The sequence below is a fragment of the Nonomuraea sp. NPDC052116 genome, from assembly GCF_040680035.1.
In the GTDB taxonomy this organism is placed as follows: Bacteria; Actinomycetota; Actinomycetes; order Streptosporangiales; family Streptosporangiaceae; genus Nonomuraea; species Nonomuraea angiospora_A.
This window is the reverse complement of sequence record NZ_JBFAWA010000004.1, coordinates 108,436-120,373: the sequence shown is the minus strand read 5'-3', so window position 1 is coordinate 120,373 and position 11,938 is coordinate 108,436. Positions and strand designations below refer to the sequence as shown.

Below are 11,938 nucleotides of genomic sequence, written 5' to 3'. Positions count from 1 at the left end.
TGAGGAACCTGCGCAATGGCGTCCGGAGCCCGTCGGTACGCTCATCCCTATGACTGATCGACGGCTCCTCCTCGTACACGCCCATCCGGACGACGAGTCGATCGGCACCGGGGCGACCATGGCCAAGTACGCCGCCGAAGGAGCCCACGTCACGCTCGTGACCTGCACTCTCGGCGAGGAAGGCGAGGTCATTCCCGCTGATCTCGCCCACCTGGCCGCCGACCAGGACGACGCGCTCGGGCCGTACCGGATCGACGAGCTCGCCGCCGCCTGCCGGGCGCTCGGCGTCGAGGACCACCGCTTCCTGGGCGCGCCGGGCCGCTGGCGGGACTCGGGCATGATGGGGGTGGCGTCCAACGACCACCCGAAGGCGTTCTGGCGCGCCGACCTCGACGAGGCGGCGGGGGAGCTCGTCAAGGTCATCCGGGAGGTACGCCCGCAGGTCCTCGTCACGTACGACGACAACGGCTTCTACGGGCACCCCGACCACATCCAGGCGCACCGGGTTTCGCGCAGAGCGTTCGAGCTGGCCGCGAAACCGGACTTCGGCGAGGGCGAACCGTGGCAGATCGCGAAGTTCTACCACACGGCCCTCGCCCGATCCGTCATGCGGCGCACGACCGAGGCGCTGCGCTCGGCGGATGTCGGCTTCCTGGTGGAGGATGTGGAGGACATGCCGTTCGGCAACGCGGACGAGGACGTCACCACCGAGATCGACGCCCGCCCGTGGATCGGCGACAAGGCGGAGGCCATGCGGGCGCACGCCACGCAGATCGTCGTGGACGAACCGTGGTTCGCGCTGTCCAACAACATCGGCCAGGAGGTCCTGGGCGTCGAGCACTACCGGCTGGCCATCGGCGTGCCCGGGCCCGCCGTGCCCGGCCCGCCCATCGAGGCGGGCGGTCTGGGCGAACCGCACACCCGCGAGAACGATCTCTTCGCGGGCATCCACTAACCTCGTGCGACATGGAACATCGCAGCCAGGCCGAGTCGGCGCTGGGCGGAGCGGCGTACGGCATGCTGTTCGTGCTCGGCGTCGTCATGGGGGTCGTGGGCGGCTTCACGCATGCGGTGCGGCAGTTGGGGCCCGTGCCGATCGCGGCGGTCGTGTGGGTGCTGGCGTTGTTCGCGGTGTGCCTCGGGGCGGGCAAGCTGATGCGGGGCAAGCTCGGGGCTTTCATGACGGCGGTCGGATGGCTGCTGGTCACGATGCCGTTCACGCTGAAGCTGAGCGCCGGCGATCTGGTGATCGCGAATGGTCCGCCCGGGTACGTGTACCTGTACGGAGGGTTGACGGCCATTGTGGTGGCCTATCTGCTTTCGCCCTCGTCAGAGGGGGGATCGTGGCTCTTGCATGGGTACCCTGAGAAGAACTCTATGTAGCGGCATAAAGTAGCGTTCGTGCATTCCATCGAGCGGCCAGTGGACCCTGAGACTTACCGCAAGGTCGTCGGTCGCTTCGCCACCGGAGTCGCGATCGTCACCACCAGGCTGGACGATGTCGATCATGCGATGACGGTGAATTCGTTCACCTCTGTCTCCCTTGATCCGCTCCTCGTGCTGTTCTGCGCGGAGAAGGTGGCCCGGTTCCACGACGCGGTGCTGGAGGCGGGGGTGTGGGGGGTCTCCGTGCTGCCCGCCTCGATGGAGGACGCCTCGCGCTTCTTCGCCCACCGGGGCCGGCCGTTGAACGGGCAGCTCGCGCGGTGGCCGCATCACCTGGGGGAGTCGGGGGTGGCGTTGTTCGACGGGGCCATCGCGACGGTGGAGTGCGTGACGACGGCGGTGCACGACGGCGGGGACCACTCGATCGTGGTGGGCCAGGTGACGGCCCTGGACACGCCTTCGGACGGGGCGCCGCTGCTGTACCACGAAGGGCAGTACAAGACCCTCTGGCGGGCATGAGTCGGGCCAGGCGCGTGGCCTGGCCCGCTCACTTGCTCGCTTCCCGGCCGGCTACTGAGTGGTAGCGCTGGTCGATTCCGACGGCGTGGTGGTCGCAGTCGTAGTCGGGACGCTGGTGCCGGTCGGCGTCAACGTGTCCGGCGGGGTCTCGGAGGGGAGCTCTGGCTCCTCCGCCGGCGGCGGACAGGTGGGGATCCCCGGCGCGCTCTCCGTCGGTGTCACGGAGTCGGTCGGGCTCGTGGTGGATGTCTCGGTCGGGCCCGTGGTGGGGGTCGTGGTCGGGGTTTCGGTCGGAGCTCCGGTGGGAGTTTCGGTCGCGCTGTCAGTCAGGGTCGGGGTCGGCGTCGGCGGGTCGGTGACCGGCGGGGACTCCGTGCCCGTGGCGGTGGGCGTCACCGCGTCCGTCGGCCCGGTCGTCGGCGGAGGGGTCTCCGTCGGAACGGTCGTCGGCGGCGGCAGGGTTTCCGTCGGCTCGACGCTCGGCTGGCAGGTGAACGTCACCGTCTGCGTGACCGTCGGCCCCGGCTCGGTGACCGTGACCTGCTCCTTCACCGTCACCGTCGGGAGGGGCGTCATGTCGACCGCCGGTTTGCCCTTTTTCTTGTACGTGCCCCGGCCGAGCCGCTCCGTGGACTCGCCCGAGCCCTCGGTCACCGGGAAGTCGACGCTGGTCGTCTTGCAGGATCTGCCCTTGCAAACCCGCTGCTTGATCGAGAAGAGAGCAGCTTGCGCGTCTGTGATCGATACATTCAGGTAGGAGACGCCTCGCCTCTTGACTACCTTCGTCGTGGCGGTGTACTCCCCGATCGTGGGAGTCTCCGTGGGTGCCGGACTCGTGGTCGGGACGGTGGTTAACGCCACGTTTGCGCCTAGAGCGCCTAGTCGGTTGTCAGTGGATCGTAGGGGATCGGTTGCTGACGTCTGGGTGATCGCCACTCCGCCGGCTCCTGCCAGTGCGACGGTGCCGAGCAGCGCGCCCAGGATGGAGAATCTCATAATCCTGCTCTTGTGGGAGATTTCAGGACGGGGATCATTATTCCGACTTGTCAAGATTGGTCAAGACTGAGACGCATGGACAGGCGCTTCCGGTTCCGGCGGGTGGCGAACTACGTGAACCTCGCCACGCCGCTCGGTCTGCTGATCTCGATCATCGGTGGCGCGACCAGGAACCCCGGCCCCGACGGGCTCATCCTGGCCTTCGGCTACCGCTACCGCTTCCCCATCGCGGGGGCGTTCACCGTGGGAAACGTCGTCCTGACCAGGTGGGACGCGCTCCCCGATCGACTCGTCCGCCACGAGGGCCGGCACGCCACCCAGTGGGCCTGGTGCGTCGGCCTCCCCATGCTGCCGCTCTATCTGCTGTCGATGCTCGTGTCGGTGATGGTCTGCGGCAACCAGGCCACGTACAACCTCTTCGAGCGCCTGGCCGATCTGGAGGACGGCGGCTACCCCCGCGCCCGGCTGTGGTGGCGACGGCGGAGCGGCGGCGAGTGAGGCCGGGGCGCGTGCCTCTGGTGTCAGTGGAGCGGTCCCTGTGGTGAGGCGGGGGCGGTCTCAGTGGGGCGATCCCTGCGCTGCAGGAGCGCGTCTTGACGAGCCCTTCAGCCGGCCCAGCATGAGCGAGGCGATGGCCAGGCCGGAGATGGCGCCGGCGCAGAGCACGGAGGCGGTGGAGGGGGACACGGGCTCGATGCCCGCCAGGGCCAGGGCCGAGACGGCGGTGGCGGTGGCCACGTAGAGCCAGGTGGCCAGGCGGATCCAGCGGACGCGGGAGCCCTCGGAAGGCAGCGTGCGGGACAGCAGCCAGGACAGGGCCGGCAGCAGGAGGACGCCGTGCATGAAGATCGCGTGCGCGGGTTTCAGGGTCGTGGCCACCGTGTACGCGAGCTGCTGGTTTCCCGTCACCACCTCGACGACGCCACGGGCGATCATGACGGCGCCGAACGCCATGGCGGCGAGGAGCGTGGCGAAGCCCGCGCGTACGGCCAGGCGCATGCTCGGGGCGAGGTCCGGATCGGGACGGAACGCGGCGATCGTCATGACGATCCCGATGGCGACGAGGACGCCGCCGCCTACCGCCAGGGTCCTCGCGACGGCCGTGTCGAAGGCGGTCTCCATGTTGAAGTGGGACGGGACGCCTCGCCACGCCTGGAGGGTGATCAGGGCCACCTCCAGCGTGGACGCCACCGCGAAGGCGCCGACCACGAGTGGGCGGGCGCGGAGCCGGACGAACTGGGAGACCCAGGTGAGGGTCAGCACGCTCAGCCCGAACGATACGCCGAACGTGAACGGCTTGCGCCACGACACCGCGCCCTCCCACGGCCCGCCGTCCACGACGAACACGCCCAGGTGAACGAGGCCCGCGAGCACCAGCAGGACTCCGATGAGGTACCAGAGGCGATTCATGCCGCCATGGTGACAAGGCGGCGGGGGCCGGCGCGTCGGCCCAGGGTTTGGATCGCCTCTACAACCCTGGTCGTACGACCCGGGCGGTCAGGGGGTGAGCTTGAGGGTGTGGACGGCCGCCTTCTTGATCGACTCGGGCTTCGCGTACATCGGCAGCAGGTCGCCCTTGGCCCAGGCCTCCGCCTGATCCCAGTAGTTGTCGTGGAAGGCGTGTCCGGAGGCGCCCGTCAGGTTGATCCATCGGGACTTGTCCGTGTCCGACAGGTCGACGATCATGCGCATCGACGGGACGGCGGTGATCTCGTACCCCTTCTGGGCGTTCCACCCCGTGGCGTTCACGGCGTCCTTGCCCCCCGCCACGGCCAGCGGCCCGCGGTTGAACAGGGCCTCCACCGGAGCTATCCCCGAGGTCCCCAGCGAGCCGTTGACCAGCTTCAACTGGTGCAGGTCGCCCCAGCGCCAGGACTTGACCTCCGGCCCGAGCCGGTCCGACAGCTCCTGGTACGCCGAGGCGAGCGCCTGGCGGAGGACGTCGTCGCGGGTCTCCTTGATGTTCTTGGTGGTCACGTCGTCCCAGAAGGGGTCGTCAGGAGCGTCGAGCAGGCGTCTGACGACCTCGTACCAGCGGTCCCCTCCGGCCGGCCGCGCCGCCTCCGGCAGGTCGTCGTCGAACGTCAGCGTGAGCACCTGCCGCCACACCGCGTTGAAGTAGGCGGCGGCGGTGGAGTCGAGGCCCTGCATGCGGTCCCACGTCTTCAGCAACTGCCTGGCCTCGCCGCTGGGTCCCGCCAGGTCCACCTGCATCAGGGCCGGGATCAGCGTCTCGGCGAAACCGTTGTACGTGTCCTGCTGGATCGCCGACATGGTCGCCGCGTCGATCGGGCCCTTCTTGAGCGCTTCCTTGATGCGGTCGCGGATGCGTTCGGAGCGGTAGCCGTGCGCCCAGTCCTTGGTCAGCAGGGGTTTGTACCGCTTGGGGTCGATGACGGCGTTGTTGGCCGTGACGATGAACCCGTCGGCCGGGTTCTCCACCGAAGGTAACTGGTCGTACGGGATGGGGGCCGTCAACCAGTCGTACTCGCCCGTCCATCCCGGGACGGGCCAGGTGCCGTCGCCCTTGGCCCGCACGGGGATGCGCCCGGGAGCCTGGTAGCCGATCTTGCCCGTGGTGTCGGCGTAGATCAGGTTCTGGGACGGCACGTCGAACAGCGCCGCCGCCGCCCTGAACTCCTGCCAGTCGCCCGCCTTGTTCAGCGCGAAGACGGCGTCGGCCGTCCGGCCCGGTGTCAGCGCCGTCCACTGCAACGCCACCGCGTTGGCCTCGCCGCTGGGTTTGGCGCTGCCGATGACGTCGTTGATCAGCGGCCCGTGCCGGGTGCTCCTGACCGTGATCGTGACCGGGGCGCCGCCCGCGACCTTGATCTGTTCCTTCCTGGTCTCCAGCTTCACCTGCTGGCCCTTGTACAGGTACGTGTCGCCCTGCACCTGCTCCAGGAAGAGGTCGGCCACGTCGGGGCCCAGGTTGGTGAAGCCCCACGCGATCTTGTCGGTGCGCCCGATGACCACACCCGGCACGCCCGAGAACGTGAACCCGGTCACGTCGTACGGGCACGCCGCCGTGATCTTCCTGCAGTGCAGCCCCGCCTGGTACCAGACGGAGGGCATCTGCGGCGACAGGTGCGGGTCGTTGGCCAGCAGCGGCTTGCCGCTCTTGGTGTACTCGCCGGAGACCACCCACGAGTTGGACCCGATGCCCTCGCGGTCCTCCGTGCCCATCGTGCTCGGTACGGCGTCCAGGGTCTTGGCGGCCTGGGCGATCGCGCGGTCGGCGCGCTGCTGGGGCTCGGCGTGCTGGTTGAAGCGCCCCTGGTCGATGGTGCCCTCGGTGACGATCGGGCTGTGGCGGTCGTACGGGTAGCCGGGGTAGAGCTGCTCGACGCGCTCCTTGGGCAGCTTGGTCAGCGCCAGCGCCCGGTCGATCTCGTCCTCCATGTTGGAGCGCAGGTCCCAGGCCATGGCCTTCAGCCAGGCCACGGAGTCGGCCGCGGTCCACTTCTCCGGCTGGTAACCGCCGTTCTGGATCTTCAGGATGGAGTATTCGAGGCTGCGGTCGGAGGCGTTCGGGTTGGCGCTGAGCCAGGCGTTCACGCCTCTCGCGTACGCGTCCAGGTAGTCCCGGGTGTCCTGGGCCAGGTCGGGGAGCTCCTCCTCGGCGACCTTGCGCCAGCCCATGGTCCTGATGGCCTTGTCGTTCTCGACGGTGGCCTTGCCGTAGAGCTCCGAGAGGCGGCCGGAGGTCAGGTGACGGCGGAAGTCCATCTCGTAGAAGCGGTCCTGGGCGTGGACGAACCCCTGAGCCGTGAACAGGTCCGCTGCGGTGTCGGCGTAGATGTGCGGGATTCCGTATTTATCCCGATAAATCTCCACATTCCCGGTTAGGCCTGGCAGCCGCAGCGACCCGTCCACCTGCGGGAACGACTTCCGCACCGTGTAGACGAGGACCCCTGCCAGCACCAGGACCAGCGCGAGCACTACGGACAGCACCCGGGCGAACCACCGCAACGGCCGCGGCATCCACGCGTAGGGCCTCACCGACACCTCCATCTCCGCCGAACTGGCACTAAGTCTGTCAGCCCGAGATCACTCCTCCGGCCGCCTTCCGCAACCCTGGGAGGAGGACTTGAGGGGCCTGGTTACGGGCGATCACCCCTCCCTCACTCGCCGCGTCCGCCGAGCGGAGGGCGGCGCGAGGGCGAGCCCGGCGCTCCCTCGTGAGAGTGAGTGAGAAATCGATCGCACCGGCGATCCGCGGCGGCGGCGCTGATCGACAGGATGGGCGCATTCCACCTGCACCCCTCTCACCTGGAGATGCTCCGATGAAGCTGTCAGCCGCCGGTCTCGCCCTCGCCACCCTCCTCGTGGCGACGCCCGCTCAAGCGGCCGTCACCACCCCGGCCCCCACCACCCCGGCCCCCACCACCCCGGCCCCCACCACCCCGGCCCCCACGCCGAGTGCCTGCCCGCCACCGGCCGTGGTCCGGCCCGATCCGGCCGCGCCGGTCCCTCCCGTCAACGCCACCGCGCTGGAGCAGTCCATCAAGGACCTGCCCGCGGCCGACGCCACCGCCGCGATCGTCCGGGTGAGCGGTACGAAGGGCTCATGGCGGGGCGTGACCGGCGTGGCCGACATCACCACCCGGCGCAAGGCCTCCGCGCACGTACGCTTCCGTGCGGGCAGCGTGACCAAGATGTTCACCACCGCGGTCGTGCTGCAGCTCGTGGCCGAGGGCAAGATCTCACTCGACGGGACCGTCCAGGACTACCTGCCCGGCCTGCTGCCCGACTCCTACCCCGAGGTCCGCGTCGGTCAGCTGCTCAACCACACCAGCGGGCTGCCCGCGCCCGAGCTGACCGGCACGTTCGACTGGGTCTACCGGACCCGGTTCAGGACCTGGACGCCTGAGGAGTACGTCGGGCTGGCCGTGCGCAACCCGATCGAGTTCGCGCCCGGCACCAGGCAGCACTACCTCAACACCAACACGTTCGTGGCGGGCATGTTGATCGAGAAGATCACCGGACGCTCGTACGAGCACGAGGTCACGTCCAGGATCCTGCGCCCGCTCGGCATGCGGGACAGCTACCTGCCCGGCACCTCGCCGCGCATCCGCGGCCCGCACCACAAGGGCTACCAGGCCGTGCCCGCGGGCTTCGACGGCGCCATCGCCTACGGCGCGGGCCACGTGGTCGACATGACCGAGACCAGCGTCACCTCGACCTGGGCCTCGGGGGATCTCATCTCCACCGCCGCGGACCTGGAGAAGTTCGTCAAGGCGCTGTTCTCGGGGAAGGTCGTGCCGGCCGCGCAACTGGAGCCGATGTTCACGGTCCCGGACGTGACGATGTACGACCAATGCGGCAACCAGCCGGCCGTCTACACCTCGGGCATGACGCGGCTCGTTCTGCCGGGCGGGATCGTCGCCTACGGCAAGACCGGCGCGCGGTACGGCTACGCCGCCGGCGTCGGCGCGACCCGTGACCTGAGCCGGGTTCTCGTCTACTCGGTCAACTCCACCGACGCCAAGGCATCGGGCCAGAACGACAGAACGCTGCGCATCGCCCTGGCCGCCTTCTCCCGATAAGTCTCCGGCGCAGGGCGCATCGTGAGCGGGATCGGCGGCGGACGTCGCCGCTCCCTGCCGGCCGATCGTTGTCGGAGAGGACGGTGCGGGTGGCGGAGGACGTGGTGGTGGCTGGCGGGGTGGCGTTGGGCGGGCGGCGTCTGGCAGGGCGGCGGCGTCTTGTGGGGCGGTGTTGGGTGGGTGGCGGTGTCTCGTCAAGCGGCGTTGGGCGGGCGAGGGTACGGTGCGGGTAGCGGGGTGAGGGCGCAGGCGGGTGGGGGTCAGGTCCAGGATTGGCCGTCTGGGGTGTCCGCGACGCGTACCCCCATCTCCGCCAGCTCCTCCCGCAGCCGATCCGCCTCCTCCCAGTCCCGGGCCTCCCGCGCCCGGTCCCGCGCCGCCAAGAGCTCCCCGGCCCCGGGAGGCAGCACCCGCGCCTTGCCGATCTCCGTCGAGAGGTCGAGCCCCAGCACCTGGTCCAGATGCAGGAACGTCTCGAACTTGGCGCCGGGCGCGACGGACTCGTCGCGTTCCAGGTCCCGGAGGATGCGCAGCGCGGACGGCGTGTCCAGGTCGTCGGAGAAGGCGGCCTCCACCCGTTCCGCGTAGTCCGCGGCCATCGGCGCGCTGGGCGACTCCGACCACTCGGCCACCCGGGCGCGCCACCGCCGCACCGTGCGGTCGGCGGCTCGCAGGGTGTCCCAGGTCAGGTTCAGCTGCTGCCGGTAGCGGTGCTCCAGGAACGCCATGCGTACGGCGAGCGGGTCGAGCCCGGCCGCGGCCACGTCCGACAGCAGCACCACGTTCCCCGTGGACTTGGCCATCTTTCGGCCGTCGAACAGCAGGTGCTCCCCGTGCACCCAGTGCCGCACCACCTCGTGCCCGGTCGCCGAGTTGGACTGGGCCCGCTCGTCCTCGTGGTGCGGGAAACGAAGGTCGATCCCGCCGACGTGGATCTCGAAGCTGGAGCCGAGGAAGCGGAGCGACATGGCCGAGCATTCGACGTGCCACCCGGGGAAGCCGCGGCCCCAGGGTGAGTCCCACGTGAGGTCTCCCGAGGAGGGCTTCCACAGGGCCCAGTCGGCGTGGAAGCGCTTGCGCGGGTCGACGGCGTCGATGCGGTGGGCGGGCTTGAGCGAGTCCAGGCGATTTCCCGAAATTTCGCCGTAAGTGGGGAAGGTTTGGACGTCGAAGAACACCGACCCGTCCGGCACCTCGTACGCGTGTCCCCGCTCGATCAGCTTGGCGATCAGCTCGATCATCAGGTCGACGGTCTCGCTCGCCCGGGGCGTGTGCTCCGGCGGACGGAGGTTGAGCGTCGAGGTGTCGTTCCTGAAGGCGTCCTCGTAGAAGCGGGCGAGCTCGCTCACCGAGCGCCCCTCCGCCCGCGCCTGCTCCAGCACCTTGTCGGAGCCGGCGTCGGTCAGGTGGCCCACGTCGGTGATGTTCTGGCAGGCCAGCACGCGTACCCGCCGCCGTTCGAGCACCCGCCTGATCAGGTCGGACAGCAGGTACGTACGGAGGTTGCCCACGTGCGCGTGGCGGTAGACGGTCGGCCCGCACGTGTACATGCGCACCGCCCGCCCCGCGGCGATCTCCTCGACCTGCCGGGCACGCGTGTCGTAGATCCGGAGCATGCTCCGAGCCTAGCCGCGTCAGCCCCCCAGGAAGCCGAGGATGTCCCGGTCGCCGCGCTCGCGCAGCCTGCCCAGCACGTCCTCGCGCCCGGCCGTGTCGGGCATCCCCATCCTGGCCCCGATCAGCCGCAGCCCCTCCAGCTCCGAGCTGACGGGAGCGGTGTAGCCGATGAGGTAGAGGGCGCGGTTCACGGGCGGCATCCCGACGGGCGCGGCCGGCAGGTAGCGGGTCAGCAGCTCGCCCCCGTCCGACACGGTCAGGAACACGTGGTCGCCCTCGCTCGCCTTGAAGTCGGCCAGCACGTTGCGGATCGACCCCATGGTCGGCTGGTTGTGCCAGCTGATCACCACGTCCCCGGACGGGGTCGAGGCGGTGAGCTGCCCGCCCGGCGCCATCCCCAGGTAGGCGGCGAAACCTGTGGGCAGCGGCGAACCGGACCCGCGCAGGTGCTCGGCGTTGACGTCCACCCGGTGCCACCAGCGGCCGTCGCGGGAGCGGAAGCTGCGCCGCGTCTCCGAGACGTCCTTGCGCGGCTGGTACGGCTCCGCCTCCCCGGTCGGCGAGGTGCCGGCCACCCGGATCCAGCCCCGCTGCGTCCGCTCGAAGCCCGGCCCGCCCGAGTACGCCCGCACCGAGCTCTCGCTGACCTCGTACTTGGCGGTCAGGTTGGTGACGATCGTGCTCACTGAGGCCTCGCCGCCGGCCCGCTCGATCTCCCTGGCGATCATCTCCCTGATCCCCAGGTATTCGTCGCCGCCCCATCGCGTCAGGCCGTACTTGTTGCGGTCGACCCGGCGGAAGCGTTCGTCGGCGGTGAGCTGGTTGCGGATGCCGACCAGGCTGTAGTCCTCGCCGATGCGCTCCTGGATCTCCTCGGGCGACAGCGGCGCGCCCGCCACCGCCAGCACCGCCTCGGCCTTCTCGTTGATGCTGCGCGGCCACGGCACGACGTGCTGGCCCAGCACGCGCAGCTGCGGCACCGCCAGGATCCACCGCTCGGCCACGTCCTCGCGCACGCCGAGCTGGGTGACCATGGTCACCGCCTCGCCGAGCGGCCGCGGCCCGTCGGCGAACAGCTGCCGCGTCTTCTCCCGGAGCTCGTCGGCCCCGCCCGCCACGAGCCACCCGTCGGACTGCTCGTAGCCGGTCAGCAGCGTACGCACGAACCGCCACGCCGGGATCCCCAGCGAGCGCAGCTCGGCCCGGTGCCACGGCACGGCGGCCTGGAGGTCGTCGGCCGGGACCGCGGAGCCGAGCCGGCCGCGCAGCCAGGAGACGTGCGCGACGAGGGCCGACGCGTCCGGCTTGCCGAGCCAGGCCTCCACGTGGTCGCGCAGGTCGCGTTCGATCTGCCGGATCCGCTCCCGCGTGACCGAGAAACGCTGGGCCAGCTCGTCCAGCGTGGCCCGCTGCGCGGCGTAGAGCCGGTCGCGGGCGATGGCCCGCTGCCGGTCGTCCAGCGCCCCGAACAGGTCGTCGATCAGCTCGGGCAGCGGCCGGTCCGGCCTGGACGGCGCGGGCGCGGCCTCGGGCGCCGGTTCGAGCAGCCGCTCGAACACGCCGGTGAACAGCTTCTGCACCACGTCCTTGCCCAGCGTCTCCGGTGTCCGCTCGGCCTCGGCGGGGTCGGAGAAACGCAGCAACGGGAGGATGTCGCCGACCATCAGATGACCCCAGCAGGCCACGGCGAGGTCGGCCAGGCGGCCGGCCACGGCCTGCGTCCCGACCATGGCGCACGCGCGATCGAGGGGGATCGCCTGCCACCAGGCCTCGGGCAGCTGTGGCTCCTCCACGATCGGCGCGATCTGACCAGGGGAGGTCCATCGCAGGGGTGGCGCGAGGTCGCTCAGGCTGAGGTTCATTGACGTCCA

The 11,938-nt window shown here is 70.1% G+C and carries 10 protein-coding genes; 6 read left to right on the top strand and 4 right to left on the bottom strand.

Annotated elements, in window-relative coordinates:
- Nucleotides 1-49: 49 nt before the first annotated feature.
- The 5 genes from mshB to AB0L65_RS08625 all read left to right on the top strand — a co-directional run bounded on the left by mshB (nucleotide 50) and on the right by AB0L65_RS08625 (nucleotide 3,399).
- Nucleotides 50-955, top strand: coding sequence for an N-acetyl-1-D-myo-inositol-2-amino-2-deoxy-alpha-D-glucopyranoside deacetylase (gene mshB, locus AB0L65_RS08645; RefSeq protein ID WP_364242068.1), 906 nt, complete (start codon nucleotides 50-52; stop codon nucleotides 953-955).
- 11 nt (nucleotides 956-966) lie between these two features.
- Nucleotides 967-1,383 (top strand): DUF6113 family protein, encoded by a 417-nt coding sequence (locus AB0L65_RS08640; protein ID WP_364242066.1) that lies wholly within the window; start codon nucleotides 967-969, stop codon nucleotides 1,381-1,383.
- A gap of 39 nt (nucleotides 1,384-1,422) precedes the next feature.
- On the top strand, nucleotides 1,423-1,905 hold the full coding sequence (locus AB0L65_RS08635; RefSeq protein WP_363970907.1) for a flavin reductase family protein: 483 nt from the start codon (nucleotides 1,423-1,425) through the stop codon (nucleotides 1,903-1,905).
- An 85-nt stretch (nucleotides 1,906-1,990) separates the two neighbouring features.
- Nucleotides 1,991-2,662, top strand: coding sequence for a hypothetical protein (locus AB0L65_RS08630; RefSeq protein ID WP_364242063.1), 672 nt, complete (start codon nucleotides 1,991-1,993; stop codon nucleotides 2,660-2,662).
- Nucleotides 2,663-2,976: 314 nt separating this feature from the next.
- Nucleotides 2,977-3,399 carry a hypothetical protein gene (locus AB0L65_RS08625; RefSeq protein ID WP_364242060.1) on the top strand — a complete coding sequence of 141 codons (423 nt, stop codon included), beginning with the start codon at nucleotides 2,977-2,979 and terminating at the stop codon, nucleotides 3,397-3,399.
- Between the two features lie 60 nt (nucleotides 3,400-3,459).
- Here the strand turns inward: AB0L65_RS08625 and AB0L65_RS08620 are convergent, their stop codons facing one another.
- Together AB0L65_RS08620 and AB0L65_RS08615 are read right to left on the bottom strand one after the other, a co-directional pair.
- On the bottom strand, nucleotides 3,460-4,311 hold the full coding sequence (locus tag AB0L65_RS08620) for a hypothetical protein (RefSeq protein WP_364242058.1): 852 nt from the start codon (nucleotides 4,309-4,311) through the stop codon (nucleotides 3,460-3,462).
- An 87-nt stretch (nucleotides 4,312-4,398) separates the two neighbouring features.
- Nucleotides 4,399-6,885 carry a penicillin acylase family protein gene (locus tag AB0L65_RS08615; RefSeq protein WP_364242816.1) on the bottom strand — a complete coding sequence of 829 codons (2,487 nt, stop codon included), beginning with the start codon at nucleotides 6,883-6,885 and terminating at the stop codon, nucleotides 4,399-4,401.
- Nucleotides 6,886-7,187: 302 nt separating this feature from the next.
- Between AB0L65_RS08615 and AB0L65_RS08610 the strand changes: the two genes are divergently transcribed.
- Nucleotides 7,188-8,450 (top strand): serine hydrolase domain-containing protein, encoded by a 1,263-nt coding sequence (locus AB0L65_RS08610; RefSeq protein WP_364242055.1) that lies wholly within the window; start codon nucleotides 7,188-7,190, stop codon nucleotides 8,448-8,450.
- 260 nt (nucleotides 8,451-8,710) lie between these two features.
- Here AB0L65_RS08610 and cysS read toward each other — a convergent pair whose 3' ends face one another.
- Together cysS and AB0L65_RS08600 are read right to left on the bottom strand one after the other, a co-directional pair.
- Nucleotides 8,711-10,066, bottom strand: a complete 1,356-nt coding sequence (gene cysS, locus AB0L65_RS08605; RefSeq protein WP_364242053.1) for a cysteine--tRNA ligase — start codon at nucleotides 10,064-10,066, stop codon at nucleotides 8,711-8,713.
- Between the two features lie 18 nt (nucleotides 10,067-10,084).
- Nucleotides 10,085-11,860 (bottom strand): sigma factor-like helix-turn-helix DNA-binding protein, encoded by a 1,776-nt coding sequence (locus AB0L65_RS08600; RefSeq protein ID WP_364242050.1) that lies wholly within the window; start codon nucleotides 11,858-11,860, stop codon nucleotides 10,085-10,087.
- Between the last annotated feature and the right edge of the window lie 78 nt (nucleotides 11,861-11,938).